Raw genomic sequence first — 12941 nt, forward strand, 5'->3', positions numbered from 1 at the left:
TGAATTTCGCGGAATCGCGATCCTGTGCTAGCATGGGCGCGATCCGTGAAATGAGGAGGACCGCCCGATGCCACTCAAGACAGCCCTCGTTGCCGCCGTTCTGGCGATTGCGCCCACGCTCAGCTTCGCCTGTCAGGGCCATACCACCCATCAGGCCCAAAGCTGCGCCCAAGGCATGGTCTGGGATGGTGACACCGGCGCTTGCGTTGCGCGCACCACGAGCTGACAACAAAGCCGACGGCAGCTTTCAGGGACTGGCCTTCGGGGGCCGGGCCCTTTTGGCGTTGGCACGATGCAGGCACACGGGACATGCTCAGGGGGCAGGCCCTCGGGCCGCAGGAAAATTCTCACCCAATCGCCATTCCCCCGGCAATCTCAATCTTTGATTCATCACTGATGCCCTAAGACCGAAGCTATACCGGTCCAGATTCAAGAATGAGTCCCATGGCATCAGCACTCGCGAAGAAATCCCAGTCAAAGGCGCCGCCTCTCAGTGCGCTGACCAAAAAACAGAAAGCCGCGATCATCGTGCGCTATCTGCTGGCAGAAGGGGCGGACCTGCCCATTCAGGCCCTGCCCGAAGAGATGCAGTTCGAATTGACCCGCACCATCGGCTCGATGCGCTATGTCGATCGCAAGACGCTCACCGCCGTGGTCGGCGAGTTTGCCAAGGAGCTTGAGAGCGTCGGGATCGCCTTCCCCGACGGGCTCGCGGGCGCGCTCTCGACCATGGACGGAAAGATAAGCCCCCATACCGCGAGCCGCCTGCGCCGCGAAGCCGGCGTGCGCCAGTCCGGCGATCCCTGGGAACGGCTCGCGCAACAGGACGTGGCGACGCTGCGGCCCCTGCTCGAGGGCGAGAGCATCGAGGTCTGCGCTGTGCTGCTGTCGAAGATCGGCGTGCGCGTTGCCGCCGATTTACTCGGCTCGATCGAAGGGCCGCGCGCGCGGCAGATCGCCTATGCCGTGTCGCTGACTGACCGGGTGTCGCCCGATGCGGTCTATCGGATCGGCCTGTCGCTTGCGAGCCAGCTCGACGACCGTCCCGAAAAGGCCTTTAACGACGGGCCCGATCGCCGTGTGGGCGAGATCCTCAACTTCTCGGGTCTGGCCACGCGCGAGGACGTGCTCGAAGGGCTCGACGCCGAGGACGAGGAGTTCGCCAATGCCGTGCGCAAGGCGATCTTCACCTTCAGCAACATTTCCGCCCGGATCAGGGCCGAAGATGTGCCGCGCATCGTGCGCGAGCTCGATCAGGATGCGCTCATCACCGCGCTGGCCTTCGCCCAGAAGCAGGACGCGGAAATGGTGCGATCGGCGACTTTCCTGCTCGACAACATGTCCGCCCGTCTGGCCGGGACGCTGCGGGACGAAATCCAGGATCTCGGCCGGGTCAAGCCCAAGGACGGAGAGCCGGCCTGCGGCGAGGTCGTCACGCTGATCCGCTCGCTGGTGGATGACGGCACCATCGAGATGCGCGACAGCGACGACGAGGAAGAGGACGAGGAGGACGAAGGCGCGGAGGGCTGAGCCAGGCGCGTTTTCGCAGCGGATGGACCACGGCCAAGCATCGCGCTATAGCAGCGCGAACGTTGCAAGGACGCGCACATGGCCGAGATCGAACTGCCCCGCCTTTACCTCATCAGCCCGCCCCAGATTGACCTTTCGACCTTTTCCGACACGCTCGGACGCGTGCTCGACGGGGCGGATGTCGCCTGTCTGCGGCTCGCCCTCGCGACCCAGGATGAAGACACGCTCGGCCGCGCCGCCGATGCCTGCCGCGAGATCGCCCATGCGCGCGATGTGGCGATCGTGATCGACAGCCACGTGCTTCTGGCCGAACGCCACGGGCTCGACGGGGTCCACCTGATCGACGGCGCCCGCTCGGTGCGCGCCGCGCGCAAGGCGCTCGGAGACGACGCCATCGTCGGCGCTTTCTGCGGAACCTCCCGACATGACGGCATCAGCGCGGGCGAGGCCGGCGCCGATTACGTGAGCTTCGGCCCGGTAGGCACGCGCGCGCTCGGCGATGGCTCGCACGCCGAAGCCGAGCTTTTCGAATGGTGGTCGGAGATGATCGAGGTTCCGGTCGTGGCCGAGGGCGGTCTCGACCCTGCCGCCGTCGCCGCGCTGACACCGCTGACCGATTTCTTCGGCATCGGCGAAGAAATCTGGCGAGAGGATGATCCCGCCGCCGCCCTCGCCCGCCTCACGGACGCGATGGGCGATCAACCTTCCTGAAAGCCTGACCGGACCTGCGCCTCCAGCGCGGCGGCGAGGGCCTTGCGGTCAGGATACGCGGCCGGCTGAACCGGCGTGTGATACGTGACCTCGATCCGGCCTTGCGGCGATTGCGCCAGCGTCTTGAGCAGATGTGGCCCGAGCGCCATGTCCCCCCACCAGCCGTAAAACCGGGGATCCTCGCCCGGCGGCGCGATGTAGGTCAGCGTGATCGGCTGAATGTCATTGGCCGGAGCGTCCCCAGTGAGCGCGGCCAGTAGCGTTGGCTTGAAGGGCAGGACGCGGCGCCCGTCGGTCGAGGTGCCTTCGGGAAAAAAGAGCAGCCGGTGGCCCGCGTCCAGCCGTGCCCGCAGCAGCGCCACCTGCGCCCGGGCATCACGCCGATCGCGCCGAATGAAGACCGTCCCCGTCGCCCGCGCCAACCAGCCGATCCCCGGCCAGCCGGCCACCTCGGCCTTGGAGACGAAATAGAGCGTCGCACCCGCATTGAGCGCGAAAATATCGAGCCAGGATGCATGGTTGGCCACCATCGCGCCATGGCTCTGCATCGGCGCGCCGCGGATGATGAGCGGAAGGTTGAGAAGACGCAGCGCGCCGCGGCAGACCGCGCGGGTGATCCTCGGGGTCACGGGGCGATGCAGCCCGTAAAGCGGCTGTTCGACCAACCGGACGAGCAACAGCACCGCCAGACCGCCAAAGACGAGCCCGGCCAGAAGCGGCCCCCGCCAGACGACCCGGAGCCAGCCACGCAGGCCAATGCGCGGCGCGGGTGGCGGCGGGCGGCCATCGCCCTCCCACGTGCTCATCCCGCCGCGCTCCGGCTGTAGATCCGGCGGCGGGTCTCGTCGAGCCGGACGGTGTCGAGGATGAGGCAGACGTCGATGGTGTTGAACGCCCGATCGATGAAGGCCCCCTCGCCCACCATCCCGCCGAGCCGCAGATAGCCTTTGATCAGCGCCGGGATCTGGGCCATTGCCGCGCGCCTGTCGATCCGCTCCTCGGGGAGGATGTCCATCGGCTGGAACCCGGGGGCGCGGGCGCGCACGCGCAAGGTCTCCGGCGCGAGATGCCGCGCGTGGAGCAGCGACAGCGCCGGCTCCAGCGGCGCGGGGTCGGTGCCGTGAAAGCTCGCGACCCCGAACAGAATGTCGATCTCATGCTCCGCCACATAGTCGGCCAGCGCCGCCCAGAGCAGATACATCCCCTGCCCGCCGCGATAGTCGCGGTGCAGACAGGAGCGCCCCAGCTCCAGCAGCCGCCGGCCGGAGCGCTCCAACGGCCCCAGATCGAACTCGCTCGCGCTGTAAAACCCTCCGGCCGCGGCCGCTTGATCGGCGCGCATCAGCCGGTAGACCGCGATCACCTCCTCGCCCGGCGCCCGCGCCCGGTCGCACAGCAGCAGGTGGTCCGTAAACCCATCGAAGGCATCGCGCTCCAGCCGCGCCGCATGATCCACGAGCGGCCCGTCGCCGCCGAGCTCCTCGACGAAAACCTCATAGCGCAGCCGCTGCGCCGCGCGCAGATCCGCCTCCCCCCGCGCCATGCGGGTCACAAGATCGGGGCCCGCGCCGCTCATCCGCGCGCCCGCACTTTCCTATGCGTTAACATCGCATTAACCATCTACGTGTCAAAAACCGGGATGAGCATGACACGCGAACTGTCGATCACAACCTTGCCCATCTCGCGAAAATTCACGGTGACCTTCCCCTTCACGTTGGATTGTACTTGGCCCATGCCCCAATCGGGCGCATCGGGGTGGCGCACAACCATTCCGGGTTCTAACATGCTGTTGAGATCTTCCGTCATTCAAAGAGGGTTCCCGAAGTGACTGTACAAAGACAACAGGACGATCTGATCGCCTTGGTCGGCTCCCGCATCTGCCATGATCTGATTAGCCCGATCGGTGCGATCGGCAACGGGGTCGAGCTGATGTCTATGACAGGCAGTGGCGGCGAACAAGAGTTGGCGCTGATCTCCGAAAGCGTCGAGCAGGCCAATGCGCGAATTCGGTTTTTCCGCGTCGCATTCGGTTATGCCAGCCCGGGACAGGAGCTCGGCCTGCGCGAGATCCGAAGCATCCTCGGCGACATGACCCGCGGCGGGCGCGTCAAGATCGACTGGGACGTGGGCGCCGATGTGCTGCGTGCCGAGGCGCGGCTGGCTTTCCTGCTGCTACTGTGCATCGAAAGCGCACTGGCCTTCGGCGGGACGGTGCGCGTGAGCCTTGAAGATGGCGCCTGGCGAATCGACGGGGTGGCGGAGAAGCTCCGGATCGAGGAGGCGCCGTGGCAACTCCTCGCCGAGAGCAACCCGGAGGCCAAGATCGCCTCGGCCACCGTTCAATTCGCGCTTGCCCCGCTGGTGGCGCGCGACATCGGCCGCAAGATCACCGCCGACCTGGGGCAGGATCGGATCGTCATCCGCTTCTGATCCGGCCCGGCCCGCGTTCAGGCGCGGGTCGTCCCATCCCCGGTCACGAGGTACTTGAAGCTCGTCAGCTGTTCAGCGCCCACAGGCCCGCGCGCGTGCATCTTGCCCGTGGCAATTCCGATCTCCGCGCCCATCCCGAACTCGCCGCCATCGGCGAACTGGGTCGAGGCGTTGTGCATCAGGATCGCGCTGTCGAGCCGCTCGAAGAACCGCGCGGCCGCCGCCGGATCCTCGGCCATGATGCAATCGGTATGGCCCGAGCCAAACGCGCGGATATGGGCGATGGCACCGTCGATGTCGGGCACCAGTTTGGCGGCGATCTCCATGTCGAGATATTCGTGGCCCCAGTCATCCTCGGTGGCGGGGACCGTGCCCTCGATGCCCTGCAGCCCCTCGCCCGCATGGACCGTCACGCCCGCGTCGATGAGCGCGCGGATCACCCCTTGCCCGATCGTCTCGGCCACGCTTTCGTGGATCAACAGGCATTCGGCCGCGCCGCAGACCCCGGTGCGCCGGGTCTTGGCGTTGAGCACCACGTCGAGCGTCTTGACCGGATCGGCGGAGGCATCGACGAAGATGTGCACGATCCCCTCGAGATGGGCAAAGACCGGCACGCGCGCCTCGCGTTGCACCAGCCCGACGAGCCCCTTGCCGCCGCGCGGGACGATCACATCGATGAATTCGGTCATGCCGAGCATTTCCGACACCGCCGCGCGGTCGCGCGTGGGCACGATCTGGATCGCATCCTCCGGCAGGCCCGCGGCGCGGAGCCCCTGGACCAGCGCCGCATGAATCGCGCGCGCGCTGTTGAGGCTCTCCGAACCGCCACGCAAGATCACCGCGTTGCCCGACTTGAGGCAGAGCGCCCCGGCATCCGCCGTCACGTTGGGCCGCGATTCGTAGATCACGCCCACCACGCCGAGCGGCGTGCGCACGCGCCGAATGTGCAGCCCGCTGGGCTGGTCCCATTCGGCAATGACCGCGCCGACGGGATCGTCCTGCGCCGCCACCGCGCGCAGGCCGGTACAGATCCCCTCGATCCGCGCCTCGTCGAGCATGAGCCGGTCCATCATCGCGGGGCTCAGCCCCTTGTCGCGCCCGAAGGCCATGTCCTCGGCATTGGCGGCGATGACCTCGGCGCGGGTCTCCCAGAGCGCCTCCGCCGCGGCCTCGAGCGCCTGCTGTTTCTGTTCCGGGCGGGCAAATGCAAGCTCCGCCGCCGCCGCGCGTGCACGCGCGCCAATGGCTTGCATGAGTTCGGGGATGGGTGCCATGTCTTTCATCCTGCCTCTCCTCGCCGGGGCCGCCCGTGATGGGCGGTATGTGTGGGCCGGCGCGACTTTATCCGACCGCGCCGGAAAGCGCCATATCGTCTCGATGGATGAGCGCCGCGCGGCCCGGATAGCCAAGCACAGCCTCGATCCGGTCCGAGCGGAGCCCGCGAATGCTGGTGGCTTCTTCGGCCGTGTAGCGCGTGAGGCCGATACCGAGCTGGTGCCCGTCCGGCCCCGCGATGGCCACCGGATCACCGCGCCCGAAAGTGCCGGTCACGCCCGTGACCCCGGCGGGAAGCAGCGATCGGCCGGCCCGAAGCGCCTCCGCCGCGCCCCCGTCGAGCAGCAGCGTGCCCTTGGGTTTCATTGCCGCGATCCAGCGTTTGCGCGCGGCCTGCGGGTCGAGCTTGGCGGTGAACCAGGTCGCCGGCGCGCCCTCGGCCAGCCGGCGCAACGGGTTCATCGGCGCGCCTTGGGTGATCACCATCGCCGCCCCCGCGGCGGTTGCGGTGCGCGCCGCCATGACCTTGGTTTTCATCCCGCCCTTGGACAGGCCCGAGCCCGCGTCCCCCGCCATCGCCTCGATCTCGGGGGTGATCTCGTCGATCACGTCAAGCCGCCGCGCCGACGGGTCCTCCGCGGGATTGGCGGTGTAGAGCCCGTCCACATCCGAGAGCAGCACGAGGCAATCGGCCCCGATGGTCGCGGCCACCTGCGCCGCGAGCCGGTCATTGTCGCCAAAGCGGATCTCGTCGGTTGCGATGGTGTCATTCTCGTTGACGATCGGCACGACGCCGAGCGTCAGAAGCTGTTCGAGCGTGCTGCGCGAATTGAGATAGCGGCGGCGGTTGGCGCTGTCTTCGAGCGTGACGAGTACCTGCGCGGTGGTGATGCCGTGCGGCGTCAGCGCCTCTTCATAGGCCCGCGCGAGGCGGATCTGGCCCACGGCCGCGGCGGCCTGGGATTGCTCCAGCGCAAGCTCCGTCGCGGGCAGGCCGAGCACCGCGCGCCCCAAGGCAATCGAGCCCGAGGAGACGAGGACCAGATCCGCGTCCTTGGCGAGCCAGGCGACGTCCTCGGCGAGGCTGCGCAGCCAATCGGCCCGCAGGGTGCCGCTTGTGCGGTCGACCAGCAGGGCCGAGCCGATCTTGACGACAACCCTCCGCGCGCCGCTCAGCGTTGCCGCGTTCAGGGCTGCCACGGCCCGTCCTCCTGCGGCGCCTCACCCTCCGGGAGCTCCGGCGAGATATGCGCCCGCAGCGCGCGCAGCACCTCGCGCACCCCGTCGCCCGACACGCCGGAACAGGTCAACACAGGCGCGCCACAGGCGGCTTCAAGCTCGGCCTTGCGCTCGGCCAGCGTCTCGGCGTCCAGCGCGTCGATCTTGTTGAGCGCCGTCACCCGGGGCTTGTCCGCCAGAGCGCTCGCATAGGCCTCCAGCTCGCCGATGATCGTCTGGTAATCCTCCGCCACAGCTTCGGACGTGCCGTCCACCAGATGCAGCAGCACCGAACAGCGCTCCACATGGCCGAGAAACAGATCGCCCAGCCCACGCCCCTCGGACGCGCCTTCGATGAGGCCGGGGATATCGGCCACGACGAATTCATGCCCATCGACCCCCACGACCCCGAGATTGGGGTACAGCGTGGTGAAGGGGTAATCGGCGATCTTGGGCCGGGCGTTGGACGTGGCGGCGAGGAAAGTCGACTTGCCCGCATTGGGCAGGCCGAGGAGCCCCACATCGGCGATGAGCTTGAGCCGGAGCCAGATCGTCCGCTCGACCCCGGGCTGGCCCGGGTTGGCCCGGCGCGGCGCCTGGTTGGTGGAGGACTTGAAATGCAGGTTGCCGAAGCCGCCATTGCCGCCGCGCGCAAGCTGGACCCGCTGACCCACCTCTGTCATGTCGGCGATCACCGTTTCCTGATCTTCCTCAAGGATTTCGGTGCCCACGGGCACGCGCAGCACGATGTCGTCGCCATCCTTGCCGGTGCGCTGCTTGCCCATGCCGGGCTGGCCGCTTCTGGCGAAGAAATGCTGCTGGTAGCGAAAATCGATGAGCGTGTTGAGCCCCTCGACCGCCTCGACCCAGACCGAGCCGCCCGAGCCGCCATCGCCGCCATCGGGGCCACCGTATTCGATGAACTTCTCGCGCCGAAAGCTCACCGCCCCGCCGCCGCCGCCGCCGGATCGGATATAGACCTTTGCCAAATCGAGGAATTTCATCGGATCACCTGTCTGCGGACTACCCGCTTTGCAGGCGATACCGCGTTGCACCACGAGGCTCAAGCGCCGTGGCGCGGCCCGGGGCCTCGGGGTCTTGTAAAAGGGGGATGCGGGTCCGGGCGCCGTGTGCCGTCACGGCCAGCCGGACCCCGCTTGCCGGGCGATCAGCCCAGCGTCTTGGTATAGGTCCAGGTCGGCACAGCCATGTTGCGCGCGACCGAGAAGGTTTCTGCATCGCCGAGATACTGGAAGCCCGCGTTGCTCAGCACCCGCGCCGAGGCGGCATTGTCCTGAAACACCTTGGCGAAAATCGTCCGGCATCCCAGCGGGTTGGCCTCGATCAGCGCGTTGACAGCCGCCGAGGCGAGCCCGGTGTTCCAGTAGGGCGGCGCGATCCAATAGCCGATCTCGCACTGCCCGCGCTCCATCCGCTTGAGCGAGATGATGCCCATGACCTCGGCCCCGCCGAACTCGGATCCATCGAGCACCCAGACGACCTCCGGGTTGTCCGTCGCAAGGCTGCGCGCGATGAAGGCTTCGGCCGCGCCGGGAGGCATCGGGTGGGGAATGGCGCTGGTCATCCGCGCGACGCGCTCGTCGCCCGCGTAGAACCCAAGCATCCCCGCGTCCGAGGTCCGGAGCGGCCGCAGAACAAAACGATCCGCCGCGATCTGCGGCTGGTGTTCGATGGTCTCGATGGTCATGCTCTCCTCCTCAAAAGCGCATGGCGCCCTGCCCCCAAAGGCAAGAGCGCGTCCGGCAGCCCGAAGGCCCGCCCGGCGGGTGATGTCCTGTCAATTCCGGTGCGCAACGGCATGTTTCAAATCTCGCGAAACTGAAAAGGGACCGGCGTTTCCGCCGATCCCCTCGTTTGTCCTAGAAACCTTAAGGTCGGCTTATTCGGCGGCCTCCGCAACCGGAAGCACGGAAATGAAGGTGCGGCCCTTGAGTCCCTTGCGGAACGTCACGGCGCCTTCGGAGGTGGCAAAGATGGTGTGATCCTTACCCATGCCGACCCCTTCGCCGGGCCAATACTTGGTCCCGCGCTGGCGCACGATGATGTTGCCACCGATCACGCGCTCGCCACCGTATTTCTTGACGCCAAGACGACGACCGGCAGAGTCGCGCCCGTTCCGGGATGAACCGCCTGCTTTTTTATGTGCCATCGGTGTCTCTCCTTAGCCCTTCGCCAGTTCCTGAGCCTGTGCGATCCAGCCTTCACGCTCGATCCGGCCCTTGAACGACAGTTTCTCGTCCATAGCAGCAACGTCATCCGCCGTCCACGCAGCGATCTGCGCGAAGGATGTGACGCCTGCCTCGTGCAGCTTTTTCTCAAGTGCCGGGCCAACGCCCGAGAGCTTCTTGAGATCGTCCGCGCCTGCGGGGGCTTCGGCTTTGGCGGCCGCTTTGGGCGCCTCTGCCTTGGCTTTCGCGGCTTTCTTCGGCGCGGCGGCCGGCGCCTCTGCGGCGCTGGTCACGGAGCCCGCGCCCACGGCGGCCTTGACGCCCGACGTGTCGCCACCCGAGGACAGGATGTCGGTCACGCGCACGAGCGTAAGCTGCTGGCGGTGGCCCTTGGTGCGCTTGGAAGAATGCTTCCGGCGACGCTTGACGAAGTGGATGACCTTGTCACCCTTGATCTGGTCGATGACTTCGGCCTGCACGGCCGCACCGGCCACGAAAGGCGCACCCACAACCGGTGCATCGCCGCCGATCATCAGGATGTCATTGAATTGAACCGTTTCACCGGCATCTGCTGCAAGCTTTTCGATACGGAGCGTGTCGCCCGACTGTACCTTGTATTGCTTGCCGCCGGTCTTGAGGACCGCAAACATGCGTTTCTTCCTTTTTTCTCCCGCGTCCTGCGGTCTCCCTCTGGGGGACGTTGCGGCCTTGGCCACCTCGGACGGCGCGCCCCTATCGGGACTGTGTCATATGTAAACCACCCCCGCAGACGGGGGCAGAAGCCGCGCTTTTAGCGAAATGCGCAGCCCTGTCAAGCGGTGTCTGGGGCCGAAGCGCGGGGCGCCCTGCCCCGGCCGTCAGAGATCCACCGCCCCCATCTGCCGGCCGAGCGCGAGCCCGAGCGCATAGGAAGTCTCGGCGAACATCGCGTCGAACCCGGCAAAGAGCGCCCGCGTCAGCAAGGCACCATCGGGGCTCTCCATGAACTCGAGATAGGCCTCCATCTCGGCGTCCGACAGGGGCTGGTAGGACATGTAGAGAAAGGCGTTGAGCCACATCAGCGTATCGGCCCGGATCTCCTCGGCCTGGGCCTGCACCGTGGCAAGCGCCTGCTGCTCGGAGAGACGCACCGCGTCGCCGCCGCCCTCGATCAGCCCCTGGTAAAAGCGGAAGTTCGCGTTGAGAGAGCCCGCCAGATTGGCCTCCACCAGATCGCCCGCCGCAATGAACCGCGCGATCTGATCCACCCGCGGATCGCCCGCCGCGCTCCTTTCGAGAAAGACCTGTTCAGCCGCCGTCTCGACATCCTCGTCCAACTGGGCGGTGCGTGCGGAAATCTCCAGCCCGACGATCCGCTGCCCGAGCTCGGTGCCGAACCAGTCCACCAGCGGGCCAAGGTCATCTTCGGCCACTGCCGCGTACATCGCGCTCCGCGTGTGGCCGCGCAGGACCTCCATGCCATAAAGCGTCTCGACCGTGAGCGCCCAGGCGCCATCGGCCCCACCGGGCAGCATCTCGGCCCCCAGATCGGCGGAATGCGCAAGCCCTTCCTCGCGCATGATCTCGATCGTGTCATCCATCCGCAGCACGCGCCAGAAGTCCTCGAACTCCTCCGCATCCGCCGCGGCCCCGACCATTGGCGCCAGCATCCAGGCAACGCCGATGATCCCGCTCAAAATCCTGCCCATACTGCGCCTCGCCCGTTCCTGCTGACTTGTGATTTCGCCTTGGCAAGATAGGGCCGCCGCCGCCGCGCAACAAGGACGCCACGCGCGCCCGCCCGCGCCCGGGCGATTTGCGGGTGAAACTCCCGGCCCGAACGGCTTTTCTCCTTGCAGCCCCCCCCTTAACCCATTACACGCCCGTTCCAGACCGCGGAGAGGTGCCGGAGTGGTCGAACGGGGCGGTCTCGAAAACCGTTGTGGGTGCAAGCCCACCCAGGGTTCGAATCCCTGTCTCTCCGCCACTTTGAGCCTGATGCGATGCGCATTCACCCAAAGAAACAAGGCATTTCCGCGCTATGCGCCCGAAAATGCCCGTGAATTTGCTCCACTTTTTGCTCCACATCACCCTGTGCCCGCGCAGGTGTATCGTTGATGGCGAGGGCTTCCCACCTCGCCTACGGGCCCGGATAGAACAGCAGAGCGCCGTGGACGATCAACAGCACGACAATCGCGACGCGCACGATGTTTCGGCGCAGCCAGACATGGGCGCGGGTGCAGTATTTCATCGGTTTGTCCTGTGAGGTTGGTGGCGCGCCGGCAGCTTCGTAGCAGCGAAGGAGTGTTGATCATCACCGGCGCGCCGAATGCCGGGGGATCCAGTCCCGGCGCCGGGGCCTCCCGGCCCCTCAAGGGACGGCGCCCGGTGGGCGCCGTCGGATCATTTTTGGTCGAGCATCCGCAAGCTCAGCTTCACGGCGTCAGCGAAGTCGATGGCCGTCCGGACGGCACGACACAGCACCTCGAGCGGCGGGAGGGCAGCTTGGAGCGCCTCTGCCTCCGGCGTGAGCCGCCGCTGGGTATCGAATGCCTCGGCGCAGCCGATCAGGCGCTCCTGCGGGATGGCGGTTTTCTCTTCGAATGTCCCGGCCTTGATCCCGTCGCGGATCTCCGAGATCGCTGTAGCGAGGACATGCGCGAGGGTCTCGTCGACGCCGCTTTCCTTTTCGAGGAGCTCGGCGGCCTTCCTCACCGCATCCTGCGCACCGGGGCTGAGATGAGGGATCACCCGGTCGCTCAGGTGCCGACCCATTCCGGATCGCCGCTCGAGGACGCCGCGGACGAGCCCGACCTGCTGCTCCAAGAGGCTCAACGGCAAAAACCCGGTCATCCCTGCACCACCTTTCCGATGGGAGCAGCACGTCGTCGCGTGAGCCGCTCCACCACGACCTCCCGGCCTCGCATTCCACCGGACCGCCGGCGCTGCCGGGACCGATAGCTGGCGGCGATATCGCGTTCCGCGTGGATGCGACCGCGCAGGGCATTCATCGCCCTGAACGGGGCGCCGCTGAGGCGTCCGAGGACGGCGGAGCCGGTGGCCCGGCACACGGAGAAGCCGCTGTGGTTCAACGGCACAAGCAACCGGCGCGCGCCTACGAATCGCGTCGGCTCGTTCAGTCCCGCCGAGAGGAAGTCTGTCCGGCGGCGGACATGAACCTCGTAGCCAACATTGGAACGCCGGCGGGAGGTGGTGCCGTAGGCAAGCAGCGCATAGTGCTTGCCGCCATGCTCCTCGATGTCGAGGATGAGGCAGGGCCGCGCCTTCGGACGCCCGGTATGGCCCTCCTCGGCGAGCGGAAAGCGAAACGAGACGATGTCGCCGGGCGAGATGTGGTCCTGCCAGGCCGGGGTCATCGCGAAGGTGGTCTGGGTGCTGTCGAGCATTGTCGGTGTCCTTGAATTGTGGATGTCCGACGCGCCCGATCTTCCCTCTATTCTATCGGCCGGGACCTTCCGTCGTGCGCGTCACAAGGCGCGCGCACGGCGGAAAGGGCCAGGCCCTGCTTCCCGGTCCGGTCATTCTTGTTGGGTTGGGGGGGGGGAGCGTCGAGAGGAGTGTCCCCTCTCGACTTCGGAAGGGGCACGG

At 67.0% G+C, this 12941-nt stretch carries 16 protein-coding genes and 1 tRNA gene; 5 read left to right on the top strand and 12 right to left on the bottom strand.

Annotation, left to right across the window (positions count from 1 at the left end):
- The first annotated feature begins 67 nt into the window (after positions 1–67).
- From BM353_RS16990 to BM353_RS14300, 3 genes are all read left to right on the top strand, one after another.
- Entirely contained in the window at positions 68–226 is a 159-nt protein-coding gene (locus BM353_RS16990) for a hypothetical protein (protein WP_177220563.1), read from the top strand.
- A gap of 218 nt (positions 227–444) precedes the next feature.
- Positions 445–1530, top strand: a complete 1086-nt coding sequence (locus BM353_RS14295) for a flagellar motor switch protein FliG (protein WP_245759666.1) — start codon at positions 445–447, stop codon at positions 1528–1530.
- Between the two features lie 78 nt (positions 1531–1608).
- Positions 1609–2241, top strand: coding sequence for a thiamine phosphate synthase (locus BM353_RS14300; RefSeq protein ID WP_092082038.1), 633 nt, complete (start codon positions 1609–1611; stop codon positions 2239–2241).
- Here BM353_RS14300 and olsA read toward each other — a convergent pair.
- The 3 genes from olsA to BM353_RS14315 are packed head-to-tail and all read right to left on the bottom strand — an operon-like array spanning position 2229 to position 4026.
- A complete protein-coding gene (gene olsA, locus BM353_RS14305; protein WP_092082040.1) occupies positions 2229–3047 on the bottom strand; it encodes a lyso-ornithine lipid O-acyltransferase in 819 nt (272 codons plus the stop codon). The two genes, BM353_RS14300 and olsA, sit on opposite strands and share 13 nt — an antisense overlap.
- Positions 3044–3817, bottom strand: coding sequence for an L-ornithine N(alpha)-acyltransferase (gene olsB / locus BM353_RS14310; RefSeq protein ID WP_092082041.1), 774 nt, complete (start codon positions 3815–3817; stop codon positions 3044–3046). The genes olsA and olsB overlap by 4 nt, the downstream gene beginning before the upstream one ends.
- A 44-nt stretch (positions 3818–3861) precedes the next feature.
- Positions 3862–4026 (bottom strand): DUF3553 domain-containing protein, encoded by a 165-nt coding sequence (locus BM353_RS14315; protein WP_425439424.1) that lies wholly within the window; start codon positions 4024–4026, stop codon positions 3862–3864.
- Positions 4027–4065: 39 nt separating this feature from the next.
- On the opposite strand from BM353_RS14315, the gene BM353_RS14320 reads away from it, so the two are divergent.
- Positions 4066–4671, top strand: a complete 606-nt coding sequence (locus tag BM353_RS14320) for a histidine phosphotransferase family protein (protein WP_245759667.1) — start codon at positions 4066–4068, stop codon at positions 4669–4671.
- A gap of 17 nt (positions 4672–4688) precedes the next feature.
- Here the strand turns inward: BM353_RS14320 and BM353_RS14325 are convergent, their stop codons facing one another.
- From BM353_RS14325 to BM353_RS14355, 7 genes are all read right to left on the bottom strand, one after another.
- Entirely contained in the window at positions 4689–5954 is a 1266-nt protein-coding gene (locus BM353_RS14325; protein WP_092082045.1) for a glutamate-5-semialdehyde dehydrogenase, read from the bottom strand.
- A 58-nt stretch (positions 5955–6012) separates the two neighbouring features.
- Positions 6013–7137: a glutamate 5-kinase gene (gene proB / locus BM353_RS14330; RefSeq protein ID WP_092082078.1), complete on the bottom strand. Its 1125-nt coding sequence runs from the start codon at positions 7135–7137 to the stop codon at positions 6013–6015.
- Positions 7134–8168 carry a GTPase ObgE gene (obgE, locus tag BM353_RS14335; protein WP_092082047.1) on the bottom strand — a complete coding sequence of 345 codons (1035 nt, stop codon included), beginning with the start codon at positions 8166–8168 and terminating at the stop codon, positions 7134–7136. The genes proB and obgE overlap by 4 nt, the downstream gene beginning before the upstream one ends.
- A gap of 164 nt (positions 8169–8332) precedes the next feature.
- The gene (locus BM353_RS14340) at positions 8333–8872 is read right to left on the bottom strand and encodes a GNAT family N-acetyltransferase (protein WP_092082049.1); all 540 of its coding nucleotides are present in this window, start codon (positions 8870–8872) and stop codon (positions 8333–8335) included.
- A 192-nt stretch (positions 8873–9064) separates the two neighbouring features.
- The gene (gene rpmA / locus BM353_RS14345) at positions 9065–9334 is read right to left on the bottom strand and encodes a 50S ribosomal protein L27 (RefSeq protein WP_092082051.1); all 270 of its coding nucleotides are present in this window, start codon (positions 9332–9334) and stop codon (positions 9065–9067) included.
- 12 nt (positions 9335–9346) lie between these two features.
- Positions 9347–10003, bottom strand: a complete 657-nt coding sequence (locus BM353_RS14350; protein ID WP_092082053.1) for a 50S ribosomal protein L21 — start codon at positions 10001–10003, stop codon at positions 9347–9349.
- Between the two features lie 207 nt (positions 10004–10210).
- Positions 10211–11041 (bottom strand): DUF2059 domain-containing protein, encoded by an 831-nt coding sequence (locus tag BM353_RS14355; RefSeq protein WP_092082055.1) that lies wholly within the window; start codon positions 11039–11041, stop codon positions 10211–10213.
- 188 nt (positions 11042–11229) lie between these two features.
- Between BM353_RS14355 and BM353_RS14360 the strand changes: the two genes are divergently transcribed.
- Positions 11230–11319 (top strand) — tRNA-Ser (locus BM353_RS14360).
- Positions 11320–11735: 416 nt separating this feature from the next.
- Here BM353_RS14360 and BM353_RS14365 read toward each other — a convergent pair.
- Both BM353_RS14365 and BM353_RS14370 read right to left on the bottom strand, forming a co-directional pair.
- Positions 11736–12185, bottom strand: coding sequence for a hypothetical protein (locus BM353_RS14365; protein WP_092082057.1), 450 nt, complete (start codon positions 12183–12185; stop codon positions 11736–11738).
- A complete protein-coding gene (locus BM353_RS14370; protein WP_092082059.1) occupies positions 12182–12739 on the bottom strand; it encodes a hypothetical protein in 558 nt (185 codons plus the stop codon). The genes BM353_RS14365 and BM353_RS14370 overlap by 4 nt, the downstream gene beginning before the upstream one ends.
- Between the last annotated feature and the right edge of the window lie 202 nt (positions 12740–12941).

The organism is Poseidonocella sedimentorum, from assembly GCF_900116005.1.
In the GTDB taxonomy this organism is placed as follows: domain Bacteria; phylum Pseudomonadota; class Alphaproteobacteria; order Rhodobacterales; family Rhodobacteraceae; genus Poseidonocella; species Poseidonocella sedimentorum.

What these genes read in the sequence shown, in the direction of transcription:
- BM353_RS16990 (WP_177220563.1), top strand. Translation starts at nt 68, where the DNA reads ATGCCACTCAAGACAGCCCTCGTTGCCGCCGTTCTGGCGATTGCGCCC.
- BM353_RS14315 (WP_425439424.1), bottom strand. Translation starts at nt 4,026, where the DNA reads ATGTTAGAACCCGGAATGGTTGTGCGCCACCCCGATGCGCCCGATTGG.
- BM353_RS14370 (WP_092082059.1), bottom strand. Translation starts at nt 12,739, where the DNA reads ATGCTCGACAGCACCCAGACCACCTTCGCGATGACCCCGGCCTGGCAG.
- BM353_RS14325 (WP_092082045.1), bottom strand. Translation starts at nt 5,954, where the DNA reads ATGAAAGACATGGCACCCATCCCCGAACTCATGCAAGCCATTGGCGCG.
- rpmA (WP_092082051.1), bottom strand. Translation starts at nt 9,334, where the DNA reads ATGGCACATAAAAAAGCAGGCGGTTCATCCCGGAACGGGCGCGACTCT.
- BM353_RS14355 (WP_092082055.1), bottom strand. Translation starts at nt 11,041, where the DNA reads ATGGGCAGGATTTTGAGCGGGATCATCGGCGTTGCCTGGATGCTGGCG.
- BM353_RS14295 (WP_245759666.1), top strand. Translation starts at nt 445, where the DNA reads ATGGCATCAGCACTCGCGAAGAAATCCCAGTCAAAGGCGCCGCCTCTC.
- BM353_RS14350 (WP_092082053.1), bottom strand. Translation starts at nt 10,003, where the DNA reads ATGTTTGCGGTCCTCAAGACCGGCGGCAAGCAATACAAGGTACAGTCG.
- obgE (WP_092082047.1), bottom strand. Translation starts at nt 8,168, where the DNA reads ATGAAATTCCTCGATTTGGCAAAGGTCTATATCCGATCCGGCGGCGGC.
- olsA (WP_092082040.1), bottom strand. Translation starts at nt 3,047, where the DNA reads ATGAGCACGTGGGAGGGCGATGGCCGCCCGCCGCCACCCGCGCCGCGC.
- BM353_RS14365 (WP_092082057.1), bottom strand. Translation starts at nt 12,185, where the DNA reads ATGACCGGGTTTTTGCCGTTGAGCCTCTTGGAGCAGCAGGTCGGGCTC.
- BM353_RS14340 (WP_092082049.1), bottom strand. Translation starts at nt 8,872, where the DNA reads ATGACCATCGAGACCATCGAACACCAGCCGCAGATCGCGGCGGATCGT.
- BM353_RS14300 (WP_092082038.1), top strand. Translation starts at nt 1,609, where the DNA reads ATGGCCGAGATCGAACTGCCCCGCCTTTACCTCATCAGCCCGCCCCAG.
- olsB (WP_092082041.1), bottom strand. Translation starts at nt 3,817, where the DNA reads ATGAGCGGCGCGGGCCCCGATCTTGTGACCCGCATGGCGCGGGGGGAG.